This window comes from Neorhizobium tomejilense (assembly GCF_964254135.1).
GTDB lineage: Bacteria > Pseudomonadota > Alphaproteobacteria > Rhizobiales > Rhizobiaceae > Neorhizobium > Neorhizobium tomejilense.
The window spans coordinates 302,019-322,690 of sequence record NZ_CAXUSO020000002.1; the positions used below are offsets into that span (position 1 = coordinate 302,019).

Below are 20,672 nucleotides of genomic sequence, written 5' to 3' on the forward strand. Positions count from 1 at the left end.
CCATTCCAAAGATAGCTCAGCCTTCAGCACAACGCGGCCGGCCGGTAGGCGGCCCAGCGCTCCCGTTCGATGCGCTATCGGTCGAGAAGCTGGACATAGCTTGGCTTTTAGACAGATGGACGCTGATAAAAATCGGTCTCTGGTGGGAGGAGGTGGCAGCGCGATGTCCTCCTTGAAGCTGGGGGACAGCTTTATAGTATTGCAAAGTACTTCTGCGTTAGTAAAATTCTTATCAATCGTCAGGTCACGGGTGCACATCTCCATGACGAGGCGAGGAACGAAATTCCACGCCTTTCGGGCAACGAAGCCGGCACATAGCGCGTATCAAAGGGTGGAGAGCCTTTTCCCTCTCCTGTCGTAACGGGTCGCTTGATGACACGAGGTCTGTCAGCCGCAGATAGTTTCGGCTTCGAGGCGCAGCCGTTCCGTCAGGGCAGGGACTATGCCCTCTATCGTGGCAAGGAGGTTGGCAGCCAGAAAAAGGTCCTCGGCGTCGCAGTCTCTGGGCGACGATCCGCCCATAACCTCGATAGGCTCAAGCAGGAATACCTGCTTGCGGATAAGCTCGACTCAGCTTGGGCGGTTCAACCCATTGACCTTGTACGTCATGAAGGCCAGCCGATCCTTGTTCTTGAAGATCCGGGAGGAGAACCCCTGGATTGGATCATCGAGCAGCATCAGGAAGCCGCTATAGATTTGGGTCGTTTCCTGCGCATCGCGATCGGCATGGCTGCGGCGCTGGGGGGAGCCCATCGGCAGGGGCTCATTCATAAGGACGTCAAGCCGGCGAATGCACTTGTAGACCGCTTTGATCGCGTGTGGCTTATGGGGTTTGGCATTGCCTCCCAACTGCCTCGCGAACGTCAAACACCGCGCCCGCCGGAAACTATCGCCGGAACACTCGCCTACATGGCGCCGGAACAAACGGGACGGGTGAATCGCAATATCGATTCTCGAAGCGATCTCTATTCACTGGGCGTTACCCTGTACGAATTGCTGACGGGCACGTTGCCCTTCAACGCATCCGAGCCAATGGAGTGGGTGCATTGCCAGATCGCAAGGCTGCCGAAACCTCCGAGCGAGCGACGTCCAGATATCCCTGAGACAGTGTCGGCCATTATCATGAAGCTACTAGCAAAATCTGCAGAGGAGCGATTTCAGACTGCAGCGGGCCTAGAGCGGGATTTGAGGCGATGTCTCCAGGAGTGGGACGCTCATGGCCGCGTTGAAATGTTCTCCCCTGGCGAAAACGACGTGCCGGGCCATTTGCTCATACCCGAGAAGTTATATGGGCGCGCTTCCGAAAGAAACGGGTTGCTGGCGCCTTTCGATCGTGTCGTCGAGGGAGGTAAACCGGAACTCATCCTTATTTCGGGTTACTCAGGTATTGGGAAATCTTCCCTCGTCCATGAAACGTTCGGGACGCTTGCTCCGCCTCGAGGCCTTTTTGCGGCGGGCAAGTTCGACCAGTACATGCGCGATATTCCTTACGCGACTCTGGCGCAGGCCTTCCAAAGTCTCGTCAGCCACGTCTTGAGCAAACAAGGAACCGAACTACTGGAATGGCAGGAGGCCTTTAATGCGGCGCTGGGGGCGAACGGAGCGTTGCTGGCGGACCTGGTTCCAGAACTCGAGCTTATTGTCGGAAAACAGCCGCAGGTCTCCGGTCTGTCACCCAAAGAAGCCCAGCTCCGGTTCCGAACAGTGGTTCGACGCTTCATAAGCGCCTTCGCACGTCCGCGGCAACCGCTGGTTGTTTTTCTCGACGACTTGCAGTGGGTCGATACCGCAACACTCGACCTGCTTGAGGATCTGATGACACAGGGGGACGTTCGGGATCTGTTGTTGATCGGCGCCTATCGCCACAACGAGGTCGATGCTACGCACCGGCTCGTACCAAAGCTCGCCTCGCTGCATGCAGCGGGAGCGAGCGTAGAAACTATCTCGCTAGGGCCTCTGAGAGACGCCGATCTCGGCCGGATTATTGGTGACGCCCTACGGTGCGACCAGGAACACGCATACCCGCTCGCCGAGCTCATCCACGATAAAACCGGCGGAAACCCGTTCTTCGCGGTCCAATTTCTCCAGGCATTGGAAGATGAAGGACTGTTGTTTTTTGATCACGCGAATCTGAGCTGGGCGTGGGACGCGGCCGGTATCCGCGCGAAAGGTTATAGTGACAATGTGGTCAACCTCATGGTTGCCAGCCTCAATCGCCTCGCCAGCCAAAGCTTGCTGATGCTTTGTCATCTTGCCTGCTTTGGTACCGCCGCTAACGTCGGGTTTCTGGCGGAAGTCTGCCAGACGTCGCCTGAGGACGTTCGTGAAGCTTTACGCGAAGCGGTCAGGGCGGGAATGCTGATGTATTCAGACGAAGTCTACGCGTTTCAGCACGACCGTATTCAGGAGGCAGCCTATTCGCTGCTTGATGACGATGCGCGGGCGGAGATTCACATTCGGATTGGACGGCTTCTCCTGGCACAAACACCGCCCGAGGAGCGTGACGGAGTAATTTTCCAAATTGTCAGCCAGTTCAATCAGAGTTCAACTTTGCTCTCTTCCTCAGGCGAGCGTGCGGAAGTGGCGCAGCTCAATCTGCTGGCGGCAAGGCGCTCGAAAAATGCTGCGGCCTACGCATCGGCATTGTCGTTCCTCTCCGCGGCCCGCGCTTTGCTGACGAAAGAGTGTTGGAACCGGCAGTACTCCCTTGTCTTCGGGATAGAACTGCAGCACGCCGAATGCGAATTCTTGACCGGTGAATTGTTGGGTGCGGAAGATCGGCTTTCCAAGCTTGCCAGCCGTGCCGCCAACCTTGTGGATCAGGCTGCGGTGGCATGCCTTCTCGTGGATCTTTACATCATTCTTGGTCGACCTGCGCACGCTTTCGAGGTTGGCCTAGAATTTCTGAAAAAAGTCGGTTTTGAGCTTTCCCCACACCCTGCCGACGTTGAGGTCGAAGAGCAATATCAGCGAATCTGGAAGCAGCTCGGAACTCGCCCGATTGAGGATCTGGGCGACCTCCCTGAAATGAAAAACCCGAACATGCGTGCCGCAATCGATGTTCTGAACAGGCTCGTACTCTCCGCGGTGTATCAAGATCCGAGGCTGCATAAACTGCTTATTGCGCTCATGGTCAACGTCAGCATAGAGCACGGCAATAGTGCGGCTTCGTCCGTCGGATACGTCTCACTTGGCCGGGTGCTGATCCATGATTTCGGAGATTATTCGTCGGCCCTGCGCTTCGGCCAGCTTAGCCTTGATCTCGTAGATAAACCAGGATTCGAGGCGTTCAAAGGGCGCGTTTATTTCAGCTTCGGGACGGGGATCAGCTCTTGGGCTCAGCATCTGCGACTTGGGCGCTCCTTTATTGAACGAGCCCTGGATGAGGCGACCAAGAATGGCGATCTGGCGTACATTGGTTACTGTCACAGCAATATCGTTGGGAACATGATCTCGTCGGGCGATACACTCACCGACGTCGATTACGTGGCCACCGAAGGTCTTGATTTTGCGCGCCGCTCGGGGTCCCGCATCGCCGCCTCCTACATCATCGGCCAACTTCGACTGATCCGATCGCTCCGCGGATTGCCGTGTGACTTCAGAACCTTCGACGGTAACGAATTTGAGGAGGAAACCTTCGAACGTAGACTGGGGGAGGCTCCAAACCCCGCGATTGTCGCCGATCTTTATTGGAGCCGAAGAATGCAGGCACACGTATTCATGGGAGATTATGCGGCAGCGCTTGAAGCCGCAGCCCGGCTACAAACGCTATTTTTGCAACCGTTGCCAAACCTAGAAGGCGCCGACTATCATTTTTATGCTGCCTTGGCCCACGCCGGATCACTCGACGCCGATCCCTCCTACATGCCTGAGCAAACGCTCCTACATCTGGAGGCTCTTAGGGCACACCATCGGCAACTCCGCGACTGGGCAGATAATCGCCCGGTGAATTTCGAAAGTCGAGCGGCGCTGGTCGGAGCCGAGCTTGCACGTTCGGAGGGACGTGAGCGGGAGGGCGAGCTGTTATATGCTCAGGCAATTCGATCCGCTCGAGCCAACGGCTTCTTGAACGTCGAGGCCATTGCTTGCGAAAAGGCCGCCCGTTCATATGCGGTTCGCGGTTTCGAGGATATCGCAGAGATGTATCTGTCGAAAGCTCGGGACGCCTATCAGACCTGGGGCGCGCAAGGCGCATTGCAGCGACTGTCCGCCAGCGACCCAAAGATAGCAACTGCAGGTGCGATTAACGACAACATGTCGACGCCGCCCTCGGATCAGCAATTCGACGTTGCCGCCGTCGTGAAGGCCTCGCTGGCGCTTTCAGGCGAAATGCTTCTGCCCCAGCTTATCGAGAAGCTGATGCGCATCATGGTCGAGCACGCGGGGGCCGAGCGTGGGGTGTTGGTCATGGTCCGCGATGGGCAGCCGCAGATCGAGGCTGAGGCCGTCACCGAGTTCGGCGAAATCGAGGTTGCGGCCCGTAGTTCGCCCATCACCCCGTCTGATTTGCCCCAATCCGTTTTGCAATACGCTATGCGGACGCACCAGCGCGTTCTTCTGGACGACGCTTCCTCAACCCCGGTGTATTTCGATGATGACTATCTTCGGTTGAAGCACTCGAGATCGGTTCTCTGCCTGCTCATTGTCAGGCAAACGAAGCTTGTCGGGGCGCTCTATCTGGAAAACGGCCTGATGCCAGGCGCCTTCACTAAGGAACGCGTCGACGTTCTTGAACTGCTGGCATCGCAGGCGGCGGTTTCGCTGGAGAATGCCGGCCTCTACACCGACTTGCAACGCAGCGAAACTTTCCTGACCCAAGGGGAGAAGATAAGTCATACCGGTAGTTTCGGCTGGAGTTCCAGAAGGGGGCATTTTTTCTGGTCCGAGGAACTCTACGCCATCCTGGAATACGATCAGTCGGTCGTTCCCTCTGCGGATCGCGCAATAGAGCGGATACACCCTGACGACCGGAGGCGGTTTCGAGCGTGCCTTGACGATGCGATGACGGAGGGGAAGGACTTTGACAGCGAGTACCGGCTTTCGATGCCGGATGGCCGGATCAAACACATTCATACTACCGGGCGAGCCGTTCGTGCTGAAAATCTCGATTTCGTGACCTCCGTTCGCGACGTTACTGAACGAGTGCGGACCGAGGAGAGATTGCGTGAGGCGCAAAGTGAACTCGCCCACGTGGCGAGGGTGACCGCGCTCAACGCGATGACGGCTTCGATTGCGCACGAGGTGAGCCAGCCCCTGTCAGGCATACTGACGAACGCCAACACCGGCGCCCGGCTACTGGCAGCGAATCCGCCCGATCTCATTAGCCTCGCCGAAACGATCCGCAGGACGATCCGTGACGCCAATCGCGCATCGGATGTGATCAAGCGGTTGAGGGCGATGTTCCAAAAGCAAGCGCCGACGTTGGAGATGGTCGATCTGAATGAGGCTGCGCAGGAAGTGATAGCGCTGTCAGCGGGCGAGGTTCAGAGGAGCAGGGCGATCCTGAGGACGGAATTCGCCGAACAGTTGCCATTCGTCCGGGCCGATAGAGTTCAATTGCAGCAAGTGATCCTCAATTTGGTTCTGAACGCAATCGAAGCCGTGGCGGATGTCCAGGATCGCGCCAGAACAATCACGCTTCGGACCTACCTCTACGACGGCGCCACAGTGAGGCTCGATGTCCAGGATTCAGGAATGGGCGTGCCGCCTGAAGCTATGGACCGGCTGTTCGATGCCTTCTACACAACCAAGGTGAACGGGATGGGCGTTGGGTTGTCCATATGTCGCTCCATCATCGAAAATCTCGAAGGGCGGCTCTGGGTGGCGACCGAAGATCGGCCGGGCGCAACTTTCAGCTTTTGCATCCCCACGGTTCTTCGCGAGGCCGCTGGCGCGATTGACCGCAACGCATCCTCCGACGGCTCCGAAATACCCCTACAGGCCTATCGTCAACACGAACTGGACGACGAAAATATTCGGACCAACTAGTAGGGGTAAGTCTCGTGGCGGCAAGGGGACGACCCTGCGACATTTGCCGGGGCGCCAAGGTCCAAATGACCTCGGCATGTGGTTTGCTTTCTTCGGCCGCCGCTCGGCATGCTTAAGCCGGTTCCAGCGAGGATAATGCCACGATTATGTCCTTGGTTTCGACAATGGCGCTGGCGTAGCTCGGCATATTGATCTCCAAGGCAGCGTGCATCATTTCTTCGGAATAATCAGCGACCGCATCCTTTACCACGGTGACGTCGTAGCCGAGCTCCGCCGCGTAGCGGACCGTAGCTTCGATGCAAGTGTGAGCTACAAGACCAATCACGATGAGCCTCTGGATTCCGTGCCTCTTGAGCTCCAGATCGAGATCAGTGTTTGCAAAGCCGCTCGAGCACCAGTGTTCGGACGCGACGACCTCGCCCGGCAGGGGAACGAATTCGGCCCGGAACTCGCCGCCCCAGGTGCCAAATTCGAAGCTCTTTCGATGCCATGCCGCCCGCTGGATGGGCGCCACGAACTTCCAGTTTTCATAGTCGCCGACACGGTAGCGGTGATGCATGGCGAAGAAGACTCGTAATTTGGCGGCGCGGGCCGTGTCGAGGACCTGTAGCATATGGGGTACGCAGCCGTTTGCCTCGGCTACTTCCTTGATTCGAGGCCAGATCTTCCCACCTTCCGAGATGAAGTCGTTGTACGGATCGACAACAAGCAGCCCGGTGTTGCTTCGGTCATAGGATAGTTGTGTCATGAAAAGCTCCATTCACCTGTCAGGCCGCCTTAGTGGACGAAATGCTGCGAAGCGCGGCGCGCTCGATACTTGCTGCGAAGAGCGGCGTTTCCCCCTTGTTGTGCGCGATTGACATCGGCTGGCGTTGGGTTCGGAAGATGTCGAACGGGATACCCTGTCGATCGAGAAAAGCGAGCATTTCTGCTGTCGCATAGGATCGGACTCGGTTTGTGAATTCACACCGTGTCTCATCGAGTTTCTTGACGCTGAGTTCCCAGGTGACATGGATTGTGGTCCGACCAGTCGGAGTAAAAACGTCGGAGTCCGAGTCGAGGATCAAATGGTCCTTGTCGCCTAGGGTCTCGATATAATGCTGGACCATCAGGCTTCCGCCGATCGTCTCGACATTGATCGACATCCGTCTGCCGTCGGGCGCAGTGGTGGACCCCGCCGCGATGTGCGCCGGCGAGCAGCCCTGATATTCCTTCTCCGGTAAGCCGAAGCACCACGTCGGAATGTCGATGTGTTCGATGGGAGCGTTGATGATTACGGAAAAACTCGAGTCGACGATCTGGTTTTCGATGCTGTGCATGTGAGGTCTCCATGGCTTGTTTGGGTAATGGAATGCGACCGATCCAGCGGCTTCTTTGGGTAAGAGCGGGTGTGCAATCGCGATGCGTCAAGTTGCAGGCAGCTCAGGTGATCTGCGCGGATGCGATGCCGTCTAGGGATACGGCTTTGCCTACTTCTCGGCCAACGTCTCCGTGTAGTGACCGAGCCGGGCTTCGACGTCGGGATCTGTCTGCAGCCCCATCTCCATTAGCCGGCCAATATTCTTCTGCGCTACGGGGCGCTGTACCGAAGAGATAAACGCATCCCAACCAGCTCCGATCTCAGGATCGGTCGGCAGGCTTGCGAAATCGACCAGCCGTTTCGTGTCGGCGATCGCGTGACGGTCAAAACCGGAGATCCTTGCGGCGAGAGCGTCAACGAATGGATCAAGTTTGTCGTCATCGAACGAGCGGTTGACGTAGCCGTATTTTTCCGCGAGGTCGCCATTCACGTCGTCTGAGCCGAGAAGGACTTCCAGTGCGCGCCCGCGTCCCATAAGCCTTGGAAGGCGAGCCATCGGTCCGCCGCCCGGAACGAACCCGGCTCCGACTTCCCATTGCGAAAGGATCGCCTTTTCCCGGCTGGCAAACCGCATGTCGCTGGCAAGGGCAAGTTCGCTGCCGACGCCCGTGGCCCGTCCGCGGATCAACGCGATCGAGACCACCGGCGCCTTGCTGATGCGAACCAACATGTCGGGCAAGGGGTGCAGACCCGTTCGACCGGCGGGAAGGCTGGTCGATTCTGCAAGCGGCGGCGTGAAGTTGTAGTGCGTGAGGAAGAAGCCTGGCACGGCGCTGTCGAAAACGACGACTCTGACGTCCGGATCGCTCTCGATCTCGGCAACGACCTTTTCCATCTGAGGAATTGTTTCCGGGCCGAAGATGTTGAAGGGAGGGTTGTCGAACGAGACGCGCCAGTAGGCGGGAGTACGCTTTTCGACCCTGATCTGCGGCCGTTCGCTTGTGGGCCACGATCTACTATTGGGCGGCTGATCTGCTTTTCCGGCGATCACGGCCTGATCGGAATAGGCGGGCGCGGCAAATAACAGAAGTGTAACCGCTGCTAGGAACTTAACTTTCCCGGCGGCAACGTCTATTGGCCTGGGCGGTGGGATCTTCATGAAAGCCTCCGTTTTGGGTTTAAAGAAGAGCATTCGTCAGTTTTCGATCTCGAAGACGAGCTCGATTTCGACCGGCATCCCTAGTGGCACACTGGAGACGCCGAGAACGATGCGGGGCGGGATTCGCTCTTGTCCGAAGACGCCGAGAAGCAGCTCGGAGGCGCCGTCGGCGACCTTTGGATGTTCCCGGAAATCGTCTGGTGCGGCGATGTACACGCCAAGCTTGGCTACGCGTCGTACCCGGTTCAGAGATCCAAGGTGGACACGCGCAGCTGCGAGCCCACTCAGGCAAGCTGCGCGCGCGGCGTCGTAACCCTCCGAGACCGAAAGGTTCCGACCGACAAGTCCCAGGTAGATTGGCTTGTGGTCGACGACGGGCAGCATCCCGCTGAGGAAGAGAAGTGGGCCGCACTGGACCGTTTCCACGTAGGCGCCGAACGGCGTCGGAGGAGCCGGAAGTACAAGAGACAGCTCCTGCAGGCGGGACTCCGCATCCACGGCTACCATTTTCCCAGATGTGCGCCGTTGTCGACGTGCAGCACCTCCCCGGTGATATTTGCGGCTTCGGTCAGGTAGATCACGCCGTCGACGATCTCCTGGACGGATGTGATCGTTCCCATCGGAGAAAGGGATTGCAGGAAATCTTTGGAATCGTGTTCATGCATCGGCGTGTCGACGATGCCGGGGGAAACGGCGTTCACTCGGATTTTATCCTTGGAAAACTCCATCGCGAGGCTCTTCGTGGCCGCATTTAGGCCGCCCTTGGTGATCATGGCGAGGGATGCTGTCACGCCGGCAATCGGGTGGTCCGTCAGCGACGTCGTGATGTTGACGATACTTCCTCCCGATGACTGGCGGAGCATCTGCCTGATGGCGTGCTTTGTGAAATAAATGAATCCATCGATATTCGTCGCGGACAGGCGCCGGAAATCGTCCATGGTGTATTCAAGGAACGGCTTAGTAACGAAAAGCCCCGCGTTGTTGACGAGCGCGTCCACCGATCCGAACTGTTGAATAGCCCGCTGCGTCACCCGCTCGGCCGTATTGGGATCGCCGACGTCACCAGCGAGAAGCTCAAGGCGGTCCGAGCGCTCAAATACGTCCGTGCCGGCAATGCGCCTCGATGTGCCGACAACGTTCCAGCCCTTGTCGAGGAACGTCCTCACGAGCCCCGCGCCGATGCCTTGGGAGGCTCCAGTTATCACCACTGTCTTGCGAATGCTCATCCTCTACCTCCGTTGCACGACGCGACATTCTTTCGGTTCGCCGCCGTCAGCGGCGGCGCCCACCGGTTGCGCCATCGCTAAGCCGGCCATCATGCGGGAGCGGTGCGGAAAGTCTCCAACGCTCTTCCGAGACCTTCACGCCAAATGGGACTGGGACGCTATTGTACGAAGGTGTCCTCGATACCTTCGGAACGGGTGACAACGCCCAGGGATACCAAGGTGCAATAGATGTCGGCGGCGGCGGGAGAGTATTCCTCCGATGGCATACGACTGGAGCTCCCTATGGCACGCTGGAACGACCGCCGAATCCTCGACCTCTTCGGAATTGATCTGCCAATCATCCAGGCGCCGATGGCGGGAGCGACAACCGTCGAAATGGTGGTGGCGGTATCCAACTCTGGCGGTCTAGGTTCGCTTCCGAGTGCACAATATTCGGTCGAGCAATTGCGCGAAGCTCTCTGTCGCATCAAGAGCAGGACGTCCGCTCCAATCAACATCAATTTCTTCAGCCACGTGACGCCGGCCCAGGATCCTGTGGCACAGATTCGGTGGCGTTCGATGCTTGCACCCTATTACGTGGAGCACGGTCTCGATCCTTCCGAGCCAGTTGCCGGTGCCGGACGTGCCCCCTTCGACAGCACCTTCTGCGAGGTGGTCGAAGAGTTCCGCCCGAAGGTCGTCAGCTTCCACTTTGGGCTTCCGGTACGGCATCTGGTCGATCGCGTGAAGGCCACCGGCGCGAAGGTCGTTTCTTCGGCGACGACCGTTGAGGAAGCCGCCTGGCTCGAGGCAAATGAAGTGGATGCGATAGTTGCCATGGGATTCGAGGCCGGTGGCCATCGCGGCAACTTTCTCACCCAGGACATGTCCACGCAGGTGGGCACGATCGCTCTGGTCCCGCAGGTCGTTGATGCGGTGAGGGTTCCGGTCATCGCGGCCGGTGGAATTTCGGATGGCAGGGGCGTAGCGGCGGCCTTGATGCTAGGCGCTGCCGCGGCTCAGGTAGGAACCGCTTACCTGCTCTGTCCGGAGGCGAAAATTCCGGCCGTTCATGCGCGAGCACTCGCGTCGGCCACCGACGACAATACCGCCATCACGAACGTCTTCACGGGACGGCCAGCGCGGGGCATCATGAATCGGATCATGCGTGAGCTCGGGCCACTTTCCGCGAGCGTACCGCCGTTTCCGACAGCGGGCGCTGCGCTCGCATCCATTCGGGTGAAAGCGGAAGCCGCTGAAAGGGACGATTTTACCAACTTATGGTCGGGGCAGGCCGCGCGACTGGCAAAGCGCTTGCCTGCACACGAGCTGACTCGGGCGATGTTCGATGACGCGTTGACCGTTTTCAGCGCGCGCTCCGGAGCCTCCTGATGGCAACGCTTCGCGGCAGGTAGTTTCCCTGTCGAGGAACGTATGCGGCGGGTGCTCCAACCCATCTGAGAAGGTATCGGTGGCGATCCCTTTCGACGGATAAGGCTGCCGGCGGGGCGGGAACCGCCTCACCGTAAACTCAGATTCGTTCGGACCGGAGGTCGAACCATGTCCCATCGCATCAAAAAGCCCCTCGTCATTGTACTTGCCGGATCGGCGTCGCTCGCAATCGCGATGGGGGTTGGCAGGTTCGCCTTTACACCGATCCTGCCAATTATGCTGCACGACGGTGTTCTGGACCTTCAAGTTGCGGGCAAGCTCGCGACGGCCAACTACATCGGATATCTGATTGGTGCTCTTGCCGCGATGATGGTGCCAAAGAAGTGGGGCCACACGCCTGTTATAAGGGTAGCGCTCGCCATGACGGTCATTCTCACGGCTCTCATGGCGTTGCCCGTGCCCTCCATCTGGACCGCACTCAGGTTCCTGGCCGGCGTCGCGTCGGCAGTGGGATTCGTGTTCACGTCTGGCTGGTGCTTGGCGGAGCTGTCCGAAACTTCCGGCTCCATTGGTAGCGCAATTTATACAGGGCCTGGCGCCGGTATCGCGCTGTCCGGCGTGGCAGCGAGTATCATGGGTGCCGCTGGGTTCAGCGCGCAATCGAGCTGGGTGATGTTCGCGGCGATGTCGGCCATCGTAAGCGCCATCATCTGGGGAATCTTCGGAGACAAGATCAAGACGATCGAACCCTACAACCTGGGATCTGCGCGGGTCTCATCGGGTAGAGTTCCCCGCGCTGAAATGCCGTTGTTCGCGGTCGCCTATGGATTGGCCGGATTTGGATACATAATCACCGCAACCTACCTTCCTGTGATAGCAAAGAACGCCGTTCCGGGTTCGCCTCTTCTTACCGTCTTCTGGCCCCTGTTCGGTCTTTTCGCGGTGGCCGGCTCGCTATTGGCGGCGCGCGTGAGGAAGAGCACCGATGCCCGGCTCTACCTCATCGGCTCCTATCTGGTACAAGCTGCTGGCGTCGCCTTGTCCGTTGTTTGGCAGGGCGCCTTGGGGTTCGCTGTGAGCAGCGCCCTCGTAGGCCTCCCTTTTACGGCGATAAGCTTCTTTGCGATGAACGAGGTGAGGAGGATCCGATCCGCTCATCACGCGCAATACATGGGATTGCTGACGGCCGTGTTTGCAATCGGGCAGATCATGGGACCTCCCGCCGTCGGCTCGATCTTGAGCCATGAGAGCAGCGTCGAGGCCGGATTTGCTTTGGCACTAGGTATCGCCAGTATCACCCTCGTCGTCGGCGCAGGAATATTCGTATTGATGATCATACTGTTCCCAGCAGAAGGAAACCGCCGTAGACATGAAATCCACTAGTTGATTTCGGAGTCATTCTCGAGGCGAAGTGTCGCTGCCATGTTGACAAGCTCAGGAAGGGACCGAGCGGCCATCTTTCGCATCACCTGGCCACGATGCGCCTTGACCGTAATCTCGCTGATATTGAGTTCGAAGGCGACTTGTTTGTTCAAAAGACCCTTGACCACGCGTACCATCACCTCGCGCTCGCGCCGCGTGAGAGCGTCGTAACAACGTTGCAGTCGAAGCAACTCTTCGCTTTCGCGCAAAAGCACCTCGCTTCGTGACAGCGCGGACTGTATCGCGTCCAGAAGCGCGGCGGAGTCGATCGGCTTCGTGAGAAAGTCCAAGGCGCCGCCTTTAAGAGCTCTGACGGTCATGGGAACGTCCCCGAACCCGGAAACGAATATTATGGGCATCCTCTTGCCGCTGACACTGATCATGCTCTGGAGGTCCAGACCATTCAAACCGGGCATATTGACATCAAGAACGAGGCAACTCGGCGCCGATGTCGGAGGCGCTTCAAGAAAGGCCTGCGCGGATTCGAACAGAAGCGGCTGCCACCCTGCTGATGTGATCAACAGCTCAAGAGACTCTCTGACTGAGATATCGTCATCGACTACGAAGACGGTCGGCAACCCGATTGCGTCGAGAGATGTGGGAGTAGCATCAATCATTGCTGAGATCATCCGATACATGTGCTTCCTCCGCGAAGAAGGCGCCAAAGTGGTCGTCCAGGGGAGGTACTCCACCAAAACGCGACGTCGACGACAACGCCTCTACACCCAGATCTTCGGCGATCCACCGAGCGAGATTGCACCGCATTTCCCGAAAGTCCATTGTACAATGGTATCGACGGCTCGATCTGGGCTTCTGCCCAGACACCGCCATACCCATGATATCCGCCGACAGAACTCCCGCAAAAGCATAAGCCCCGATTGCCGCAGATTTTCAGCGACCTGATGACACCTTGGTACAATGGATCAGCCCGGTATTCTCGGCCATCTTGGCTCTATGTCGTGGGCCCCGAAGCATGGCGCACGACCGACGAATGGTCACCGGAACCCCCAGCATCGACGGCAGCCGCGCGGTCACTGCGGGGGCTTCATTGAACACACGAGGAGACTGCCGATGAACTGGCATCTGACAGAGGTTGACGGAGACGAGACGAAGCGGGGGGATGGTGGCCCGTTGGACGCGCTGATCGAGTTCTACCGGGCCTTCAATGCAGCTGATCTCGCGGGGCTGAGAGCCGTGTGGCTCGGAGGGGCGGAGCCCAGCATGGACAACCCGATAGGTGGGATTCGCCGCGGGTGGGAGCAGATCGCTGAAGGCTATTCAAAACTCTTCGAAGGGCAGGCGAAGGTCCAGGTCACCTTCCACGACTTCACGAGCCAGGGCGCTGACGACTGGCATCTCTTCGTCGGCCGCGAACGTGGAGCGTGCAGGACGCCAAAGGAGGCGCTCGACGTCGCCTTCCGTACTACGCGCTGGTTCGTGCGGAAGGACGGCTCGTGGCGACAGCTTCATCATCACGGGTCTGTAGAGGACCCCAAGATGCTAGCGGATTACAGAAGATTGATCTTTGGATAGAAAAAGACGGGAGCACCGATATACGTCGGCGCTCTCCCAACCCTTGATCGAGATCCCCCTGGACCTCATTCCGAGGTAAGGCCGTATTTGTGGCGAATGATTGGGGCAACCGCTGTGCCGAGCAGGTCGATTGATCGGCGCATCGCTTCAACCTCCAGCGCGGCAGTGCTCATCTGGAGAGTGATGCGAGAAACCCCTCCCAGTATCCTGTCAACATGCAGCATCTTCGCCGTGACCGTTTGTGGGCTACCGACCAGGAACGCGCCATCTGGGCCGCACATATGTTCGAACTGCGCGCGTGTCGGCGCCGACCAGCCCCGTTCTTTTGCTGCTTCCGTAAACATTTGAAACCAGCCGGGGAAGAACGCTTCTTTGGCAGACTCATCGGTATCAGCGACGAAGCCGAGAGCATGTACGCCGATCGTCTGATTCTCAGGAGGATGGCCGGCGGCAAGCCACGCGCGGCGATAGAGTTCGACCAGTGGCAGAAAGCGCTCAAAGCTCCCGCCGATGATGGCCACCATTAGCGGCAACCCGAGCGTTCCAGCGCGCACGAAAGATGTGGGCGTCCCGCCGACGCCCAGCCAGATCGGCAACGTGGTTTGGTGCGGGCGAGGGAAGATACCCTCGCCGTTGAGTGAAGGACGAAAGCGGCCTTGCCACTTGAAACTGGGTTGCTCTCTGATTTTCAGCAGCAGGTCGAGTTTTTCGACAAAAAGCGCTTCATAGTCCCGCAAGTCGAAGCCGAAAAGCGGATAGGCCTCCACGGACGATCCGCGGCCCACGACAATTTCCGCTCGTCCGCGGGATATGAGGTCCAGGGTCGAAAACTCCTGAAAAACGCGCACGGGATCGGCGGCGCTGAGGACAGCGACAGCGCTTGTCAGTCTGATCGACTTCGTACGTGCGGCGGCAGCCGACAGGATCACAGCAGGCGCTGAATCAAGGGCGTTCGCACGATGATGCTCGCCTATTCCGAAAACGTCCAAGCCTACTTGATCCGCCAGTTCAACCTCGGCAAGTACACTCTCCATGCGATCAACGGCTGACTGCAATCGGCCCGTTGCAGGGTCGGTCAGCAGCATCGCAAAACTATCGATACCGATCTCCAATGATGAAGTCCTTTCAAGGTGTGGTTGCCGCCACAGCTCCGCAACCTCTTCGGCGGCAAGCGCGCCTCTCATCACACAGCGGGCGAGCGTCGCGCTAGCCTATACTTTGCGATTAAAGCCATCGAGATATTCGATAGGTGATTGGTGATTGGCGTCTACGTCAACCCGCCGCCCACGTCTTCGTCACGCCCAGGAATCGACGTCCCGTACCGCTTCGGCGAAAGCCTTCGGGGCTTCTTGAGGAAGATTGTGGCCGATCCCACCCGATACCAAGCGGTGCTGGTACTTCGCTTTGAACTTTCCAGCGTAGGCCTTCGGATCGGGATGAGGCGCGCCGTTGGCGTCGCCTTCCATCGTGATTGCCGGCACCAGGATGTCGGGACCGGCCGCCAGTTTGGTTTCGAACTCGTCGAACCGCTTCTCTCCTTCTGTCAGTCCCAGCCGCCAACGATAGTTGTGCACGACGATGGCGACGTGGTCTGGGTTGGAAAATGCTGCAGCGCTTCGTTCAAAAATCGCATTGTCAAATCTCCAACTTGGAGAAGCGAGTTGCCAGATCAGCTTTGCAAAGTCGTTGGTATATTTCTCGTACCCGTCTCGCCCCCGGTCCGTCGCGAAGTAGTACTGATACCACCACTGGAGTTCGGCGGACGGCGGCAACGGCGCCTTTCCGGCGGCTTGGTTCCCGATCAGATAACCGCTGACGGACACCAGACCCTTGCATCGTTGAGGCCAGAGCGCGGCAACGATATCGGCCGTTCGCGCGCCCCAGTCGAAGCCGGCGACCGTAGCCTTGTCGATGCTCAGAGCGTCCATCAATTTGATAGCGTCCACCGCAAGCGCCGACTGCTGCCCATTGCGCATTGTATCCTTCGACAGGAACTTGGTGCTTCCGTATCCGCGCAGGTGCGGCACGATCACACGATAACCCTGGTTTGCCAGCAATGGGGCCACCTCGGCGAAGCTGTTGATGTCGTATGGCCAGCCATGGAAGAGGAGAATCGGCGACCCGTCGCTTGGCCCAAGCTCGACATATCCGACATTGAGGTCTCCGGCGTCGATATGTCTGTCGGCACTGAGTCCAGGCCGCGGGGCGTTAGCAGTCTTGTCTGCACCCTTGGCCCGTCTCGCAAGGATTGCCGCCCCCGTCAGTCCGAGTGCAACTCCGCTGAAGGACCTGCGTGTGAGGTTGGTCGGCTTGAGATTTGGCATGACTGCTTTCTCCGATGATGAACGTTGATAGCGCCTTCCGAAGTTCTGTTCGGAGGAAGGTACGCTCTCGGAGCTTGGGATAAGCGGGGCATGCTCGATAGTGGACGAAGGTCTCGGGTATACCAACGTATGGCCCAACGCCTATGCGCAAAATCGCTTTTGCTGCCGTTGACTATAGTAGCCTTGGGACGGCTGGCGATACCTAAGTGCAATGGCGGCTATTGTCACCCGCGTGGAGTGTCGTTGCATCAACACCACCTTTCCGACCGACACTAAGGTCTCGGCGATACCAAGGTGCAACTGCAATATACTTCCGTCTTCGTTAGTTCCTGGAGTGCAGCCGTCTCGCTGTGGAACAGGATTGGAAGGAACCGAACGATGAAAATCCTCATGGTATTTACCTCGCATGACATCCTCGGAAGCACTGGGCGCAAAACGGGCTTCTGGCTCGAGGAGGGCGCCGCGCCCTATTATGTCTTTCGCGATGCGGGTGCCGATTTGACACTCGTGTCACCAAAGGGCGGTCAACCCCCGATCGATCCAAAAAGCGATCTGCCGGAGAACCAGACCGCTGCCATGGCAAGATTCAAGGAGGATAGGGCTGCGCAAAAAGTATTCGCGACCACCAAGATGTTGAGCGAAGTGCGCTCCGACGATTTCGATGCAGTATTTTATCCTGGCGGCCATGGTCCGATGTGGGACCTCGTGGACAATCCCGAATCGATCAAGCTCATCGAGTCCTTCTACAACTCCGGAAAACCGGTAGCGGCGGTCTGCCACGCACCTGCCGTGTTGCATCGCGTGACCTATCAGGGTGCTTCGATCGTCAAGGGCAAGAGGGTGACGGGCTTTACCAACACTGAGGAGGAAGAGGTCCAATTGACGAAGGTCGTACCGTTCCTCGTGGAGGACGAGCTCAAACGGCTCGGCGGCCTTTACGAGAAGAAGCCGAATTGGGAAAGCCTCGCCATTACAGACGGCAGGCTGATCACCGGACAGAATCCAGCATCTTCGACCGCCGGCGCCCAGGCGTTGATCAAGTTGCTCAACGAGATGAAGGCGAGCGTCACGAGCGCCGCCTGACCCCGGAGTAGAACAGAGTGGAGTGGGGCCGCAAAGACATATTTGCGGCCTAAGAGTCTGTCCGAGAATAGGGCTGAGCGATCGGGTCGATAATGATTCCGCGAAGATGTCTGCGGCCAGAGCGTCACGGACGCGTGATCGTGTTGGGCATGGCAAGCGTAGCAGGTGAGGCATGACGCTGCTCACTGACGCTCTACGGGCCTCTAGTGGATTGTCTTCGAAACTATTTATCCCCATGTGTGCGGAATCAGCCGTCAACGAGCGGCCGATAATCACAAAATAAACGAAAGCGATATACGAATGACCGACGACCAAGGCATCGTAATGATCAACGTCTTTACCGTCAGCCCGGACGATCAAGATAGGCTTGTGGACCTTTTGACATCCGCAACGAGCGGCGTGGTGGATCAAGCGCCTGGCTTCATTTCAGCAGCACTGCACAAAAGTGTCGACGGTACCAAAGTCGCCATGTATGCGAGGTGGAGAAGCGCCGCCGACTATGAGGCCATGCGTGCCGACCCTAGGCCGTTGCCCTACCTCAAGGAAGCACTGGGTTTCTCCACATTTGAGCCCGGTATGTACCGTGTCGAGCGTGCGTTCTCTCCTTCCGTATAGCAGTCCTATCTTTTCACACGATGAAACGATTATCTGGCAGCAGCGCCATTGTCGGCTTGGGCTGAGGCTGTGCGACTCGCCGGAACCGTAGTTGATCCCGAAGAGTCTGCCGGGTATTCATGAGTGGCGCGCGATGCGTCGGACAAGCGTCATGATGGATGCGGCATAAAAGAAAGCCTTTGCTGACTTGATGGTCGATTCCAGATCCTTCCAGAGCCGGCGGTTGCGACTGATCCAAGCGAAGAAGTGTTCAACGACCCACCGCTTTGGATGAACAGCGAAGCCGACCTGATCCTTCGGCTTTCGGACTATTTCACCATCGGCGAGCGTCGGATTTCGTCTGCGCCCGAGACATATACCTCCGCCCATCGCGCAAACTTGTCTCGCGACATGAGGTGGTATCGGTCCTACTTAGGTATGGCCGATACCTAGGTTCAACTGCCATCCTAGCAGGCGATCGACATACTCGTCTCCACCCCCGCCGTCCCGGCGTGGCCGAAACCGGAGAAGAAGACGATGTTCCATGACGACAGGCGATCAGGTTCCGGGTTTCCGAGCATCGCAATCATATTGGCAATCGCGGTTCTGCTGATAGCACTTGTCCTAGGGACGCGGCCTGTGCCTGCAACCCGCGTCTGTTTCCCCGCGGATCCAGGAGAATTCGGGTCGGAGGAGCATAGGGCGCGGGCGAAAGGCGCTCTGCTCCGGGTAGATTGCCATTTCGTAGGGCCAGTCTGAGAAAAGCATTCCGGCGAAAATCGATGCTGCTACAGTTTAGTCAAGGCGAGCGATCACTGGGTCGCCGAGGTTCCACGATCTCTGGAGATCGAGAAGTCTCGGATGCCAGGCCGAGGAGCTAAGCTCAACGATCAGGGGCGGTACCTTGTCCAACGGATTCACGGCCGGGCCGCGCTCGCCAAGACTCGTGCGACGTCTCCATCCGCAAAACGAGAATGGTTCGCTCGGTCGATTGGAGCGACCGACATCCAGACTGCTATCGGAGCGCTGCTGGTAGAAGAGCGCTCGGAAAATCTTGGTATGATACGGGCCTCAAAAACCTGTAGATCGCAAGTGTTCCGACCGAGGTGGACCTACCGTCTGCGGTCGCCGGATAGGGGCCGCCATGAACCATCGCAGGCGACACCTCGACGCCGGTTCCGAAACCATTCACCAGAAGTCGGCCGGCAAGCATCTCAAGCTTTGGCACCAGACGGCGCGCTTCAACTTCGTCTTCATCCGTGACGTGAAGCGCTACCGTGAGCTGCCCCTCGAGATTATCGATCACGCTCTCGAGCTGAGAAAGCTCCTCGCAACGGACAATCAGTCCGGCAGCTCCGAACACTTCGTCCTGAAGCTCGTTGTGAGCGAGAAACGCCCGCGCCGACGTTTCGAAAAGTGCGGCCGAACCTTGGAACGTGCTTCCGGCCTTGCCTGAGGCCACCACGCGGACCTCCGGATGCTGCCGGAGCCTGGCGATCCCTTCGCCGTAAGCCTTCGCGATCGATGGCGTCAGCATCGCCTGAGCATCGACGTCTGGCAGCAGCTCGCCCGCCTTCGCGATGAAGACGTCAAGTCCCTTGCCGTCTACGGCAAGGATGAGGCCGGGATTCGTGCAGAATTGACCAGCGCCAAGGACTAGAGATGCCACGAATGAGGAGGCAATGTCGGTAGCCCGAGTCTCCAGGGCGTGGGGAAACAGAATGACGGGATTGATGCTGCTCATCTCGGCATAGACCGGGATGGGCTGCTTGCGCCGGGATGCGATCTCCATCAGCGCGGTGCCGCCTCTGCGGGAGCCAGTGAAGCCCACCGCCCGTATCCTGGAGTCGGCCACGAGCTTCTGCCCGACCTCAAAGCCGGCGTCGAACAGAAGCGCGAAAACACCCGCATGAAGACCTGCGCCGGATACAGCGCGCTGCACCGCTCGGCCGACCAGTTCGGAGGTACCGGGATGCGCAGAATGTGCTTTCACAACCACCGGACAGCCGGCGGCGAGGGCCGAAGCCGTATCGCCGCCTGCGACCGAGAAGGCGAGGGGAAAGTTGGATGCTCCAAACACCGCGACCGGACCGATCGGAACGTTTCTCAACTTGAGATCCGGTTTGGGGACCGGCGTGCGGGAAGGATCACCCGGATCGAAACGAAGCTCTTGGAAGCGCCCATCCCGAACTTCCCGAGCGAATAGACGGAGCTGCCCGGTCGTTCGTGCACGTTCTCCTTCCAGTCTTCCGCGAGCAAGGCCCGTTTCCGCCATCGCGCGCACGATGAATTCATCGCCGATCGCCTCGATCTCCTGGGCGATCCTTTCGAGGAAACCAGCTCGGGTCTCAAGATCAGTTTCACGGTAGGAGTTGAAGGCTTCCCAAGCGTGCCCAGCGGCTCGCTCGACGTCCTCCACAGACGCTCCGCCGAACGAAACGGCAAGCGAGTTTCCGGTCGCCGCGTCGATACCGTGGAATTCGCCATTCGAGCCGCGTTTTTCCGATCCCGCGATTAGCAGGTTTCCGTTGAGGGTCATGGTAGATTTCCTTTCAGATCGCAGACCTCGATATAGGAAGCCCGCCGGCTCGTGTCACTACTGCCGCCTACTCTCCATCGAGCGGTGCCCGCCGATGGTTGAGGACATTGGCGGAACGATCGCTTTCGCATAA

15 protein-coding genes and 1 pseudogene are annotated in these 20,672 nt (G+C 58.5%); 6 read left to right on the plus strand and 10 right to left on the minus strand.

What is annotated here, in order from left to right; genetic code table 11:
• The first annotated feature begins 372 nt into the window (after positions 1 to 372).
• Positions 373 to 5,988, plus strand: coding sequence for a trifunctional serine/threonine-protein kinase/ATP-binding protein/sensor histidine kinase (locus tag ACSQ3G_RS24235; RefSeq protein WP_436112010.1), 5,616 nt, complete (start codon positions 373 to 375; stop codon positions 5,986 to 5,988).
• 112 nt (positions 5,989 to 6,100) lie between these two features.
• Here ACSQ3G_RS24235 and ACSQ3G_RS24240 read toward each other — a convergent pair whose 3' ends face one another.
• The 5 genes from ACSQ3G_RS24240 to ACSQ3G_RS24260 all read right to left on the minus strand — a co-directional run bounded on the left by ACSQ3G_RS24240 (position 6,101) and on the right by ACSQ3G_RS24260 (position 9,673).
• Positions 6,101 to 6,736 (minus strand): cysteine hydrolase family protein, encoded by a 636-nt coding sequence (locus tag ACSQ3G_RS24240; RefSeq protein ID WP_105401858.1) that lies wholly within the window; start codon positions 6,734 to 6,736, stop codon positions 6,101 to 6,103.
• A gap of 19 nt (positions 6,737 to 6,755) precedes the next feature.
• Positions 6,756 to 7,307: a hypothetical protein gene (locus ACSQ3G_RS24245; RefSeq protein ID WP_436112011.1), complete on the minus strand. Its 552-nt coding sequence runs from the start codon at positions 7,305 to 7,307 to the stop codon at positions 6,756 to 6,758.
• Between the two features lie 150 nt (positions 7,308 to 7,457).
• Entirely contained in the window at positions 7,458 to 8,447 is a 990-nt protein-coding gene (locus ACSQ3G_RS24250; protein WP_105401857.1) for an enoyl-CoA hydratase/isomerase family protein, read from the minus strand.
• Positions 8,448 to 8,483: 36 nt separating this feature from the next.
• Positions 8,484 to 8,954 carry a RidA family protein gene (locus ACSQ3G_RS24255; RefSeq protein ID WP_105401482.1) on the minus strand — a complete coding sequence of 157 codons (471 nt, stop codon included), beginning with the start codon at positions 8,952 to 8,954 and terminating at the stop codon, positions 8,484 to 8,486.
• Positions 8,948 to 9,673 (minus strand): SDR family NAD(P)-dependent oxidoreductase, encoded by a 726-nt coding sequence (locus ACSQ3G_RS24260; protein ID WP_436112012.1) that lies wholly within the window; start codon positions 9,671 to 9,673, stop codon positions 8,948 to 8,950. The genes ACSQ3G_RS24255 and ACSQ3G_RS24260 overlap by 7 nt, the downstream gene beginning before the upstream one ends.
• A 282-nt stretch (positions 9,674 to 9,955) precedes the next feature.
• Between ACSQ3G_RS24260 and ACSQ3G_RS24265 the strand changes: the two genes are divergently transcribed.
• Both ACSQ3G_RS24265 and ACSQ3G_RS24270 read left to right on the plus strand, forming a co-directional pair.
• Positions 9,956 to 11,044: an NAD(P)H-dependent flavin oxidoreductase gene (locus ACSQ3G_RS24265; RefSeq protein WP_436112013.1), complete on the plus strand. Its 1,089-nt coding sequence runs from the start codon at positions 9,956 to 9,958 to the stop codon at positions 11,042 to 11,044.
• A 168-nt stretch (positions 11,045 to 11,212) separates the two neighbouring features.
• Positions 11,213 to 12,427, plus strand: a complete 1,215-nt coding sequence (locus ACSQ3G_RS24270) for a YbfB/YjiJ family MFS transporter (protein ID WP_436112014.1) — start codon at positions 11,213 to 11,215, stop codon at positions 12,425 to 12,427.
• Here the strand turns inward: ACSQ3G_RS24270 and ACSQ3G_RS24275 are convergent.
• Positions 12,424 to 13,104, minus strand: a complete 681-nt coding sequence (locus tag ACSQ3G_RS24275; RefSeq protein ID WP_436112015.1) for a response regulator transcription factor — start codon at positions 13,102 to 13,104, stop codon at positions 12,424 to 12,426. The two genes, ACSQ3G_RS24270 and ACSQ3G_RS24275, sit on opposite strands and share 4 nt — an antisense overlap.
• Before the next feature lie 433 nt (positions 13,105 to 13,537).
• Between ACSQ3G_RS24275 and ACSQ3G_RS24280 the strand changes: the two genes are divergently transcribed.
• Positions 13,538 to 13,999 carry a YybH family protein gene (locus ACSQ3G_RS24280; protein WP_250810722.1) on the plus strand — a complete coding sequence of 154 codons (462 nt, stop codon included), beginning with the start codon at positions 13,538 to 13,540 and terminating at the stop codon, positions 13,997 to 13,999.
• A 65-nt stretch (positions 14,000 to 14,064) separates the two neighbouring features.
• Here ACSQ3G_RS24280 and ACSQ3G_RS24285 read toward each other — a convergent pair whose 3' ends face one another.
• Both ACSQ3G_RS24285 and ACSQ3G_RS24290 read right to left on the minus strand, forming a co-directional pair.
• Complete coding sequence (locus tag ACSQ3G_RS24285; protein WP_436112016.1) at positions 14,065 to 15,111, minus strand: LLM class flavin-dependent oxidoreductase; 1,047 nt, start codon at positions 15,109 to 15,111, stop codon at positions 14,065 to 14,067.
• Positions 15,112 to 15,294: 183 nt separating this feature from the next.
• Positions 15,295 to 16,323, minus strand: coding sequence for an alpha/beta fold hydrolase (locus ACSQ3G_RS24290; protein WP_105401476.1), 1,029 nt, complete (start codon positions 16,321 to 16,323; stop codon positions 15,295 to 15,297).
• A 378-nt stretch (positions 16,324 to 16,701) separates the two neighbouring features.
• On the opposite strand from ACSQ3G_RS24290, the gene ACSQ3G_RS24295 reads away from it, so the two are divergent.
• Both ACSQ3G_RS24295 and ACSQ3G_RS24300 read left to right on the plus strand, forming a co-directional pair.
• Positions 16,702 to 17,406 carry a type 1 glutamine amidotransferase domain-containing protein gene (locus ACSQ3G_RS24295; RefSeq protein ID WP_105401475.1) on the plus strand — a complete coding sequence of 235 codons (705 nt, stop codon included), beginning with the start codon at positions 16,702 to 16,704 and terminating at the stop codon, positions 17,404 to 17,406.
• 300 nt (positions 17,407 to 17,706) lie between these two features.
• Positions 17,707 to 18,021, plus strand: coding sequence for an antibiotic biosynthesis monooxygenase family protein (locus ACSQ3G_RS24300; RefSeq protein ID WP_105401474.1), 315 nt, complete (start codon positions 17,707 to 17,709; stop codon positions 18,019 to 18,021).
• Between the two features lie 117 nt (positions 18,022 to 18,138).
• On the opposite strand, the pseudogene ACSQ3G_RS24305 reads toward ACSQ3G_RS24300, so the two are convergent.
• Positions 18,139 to 18,351: pseudogene (locus ACSQ3G_RS24305) on the minus strand (transposase); the annotation flags it as partial.
• A gap of 664 nt (positions 18,352 to 19,015) precedes the next feature.
• The gene (locus tag ACSQ3G_RS24310) at positions 19,016 to 20,539 is read right to left on the minus strand and encodes an aldehyde dehydrogenase (NADP(+)) (RefSeq protein WP_436112017.1); all 1,524 of its coding nucleotides are present in this window, start codon (positions 20,537 to 20,539) and stop codon (positions 19,016 to 19,018) included.
• Positions 20,540 to 20,672: the final 133 nt, after the last annotated feature.

Excerpts from the sequence above, each read along its gene's own strand:
- ACSQ3G_RS24235 (WP_436112010.1), top strand. The coding sequence starts at position 373 with ATGACACGAGGTCTGTCAGCCGCAGATAGTTTCGGCTTCGAGGCGCAG.
- ACSQ3G_RS24240 (WP_105401858.1), bottom strand. The coding sequence starts at position 6,736 with ATGACACAACTATCCTATGACCGAAGCAACACCGGGCTGCTTGTTGTC.
- ACSQ3G_RS24245 (WP_436112011.1), bottom strand. The coding sequence starts at position 7,307 with ATGCACAGCATCGAAAACCAGATCGTCGACTCGAGTTTTTCCGTAATC.
- ACSQ3G_RS24250 (WP_105401857.1), bottom strand. The coding sequence starts at position 8,447 with ATGAAGATCCCACCGCCCAGGCCAATAGACGTTGCCGCCGGGAAAGTT.
- ACSQ3G_RS24255 (WP_105401482.1), bottom strand. The coding sequence starts at position 8,954 with ATGGTAGCCGTGGATGCGGAGTCCCGCCTGCAGGAGCTGTCTCTTGTA.
- ACSQ3G_RS24260 (WP_436112012.1), bottom strand. The coding sequence starts at position 9,673 with ATGAGCATTCGCAAGACAGTGGTGATAACTGGAGCCTCCCAAGGCATC.
- ACSQ3G_RS24265 (WP_436112013.1), top strand. The coding sequence starts at position 9,956 with ATGGCACGCTGGAACGACCGCCGAATCCTCGACCTCTTCGGAATTGAT.
- ACSQ3G_RS24270 (WP_436112014.1), top strand. The coding sequence starts at position 11,213 with ATGTCCCATCGCATCAAAAAGCCCCTCGTCATTGTACTTGCCGGATCG.
- ACSQ3G_RS24275 (WP_436112015.1), bottom strand. The coding sequence starts at position 13,104 with ATGTATCGGATGATCTCAGCAATGATTGATGCTACTCCCACATCTCTC.
- ACSQ3G_RS24280 (WP_250810722.1), top strand. The coding sequence starts at position 13,538 with ATGAACTGGCATCTGACAGAGGTTGACGGAGACGAGACGAAGCGGGGG.
- ACSQ3G_RS24290 (WP_105401476.1), bottom strand. The coding sequence starts at position 16,323 with ATGCCAAATCTCAAGCCGACCAACCTCACACGCAGGTCCTTCAGCGGA.
- ACSQ3G_RS24295 (WP_105401475.1), top strand. The coding sequence starts at position 16,702 with ATGAAAATCCTCATGGTATTTACCTCGCATGACATCCTCGGAAGCACT.
- ACSQ3G_RS24300 (WP_105401474.1), top strand. The coding sequence starts at position 17,707 with ATGACCGACGACCAAGGCATCGTAATGATCAACGTCTTTACCGTCAGC.
- ACSQ3G_RS24310 (WP_436112017.1), bottom strand. The coding sequence starts at position 20,539 with ATGACCCTCAACGGAAACCTGCTAATCGCGGGATCGGAAAAACGCGGC.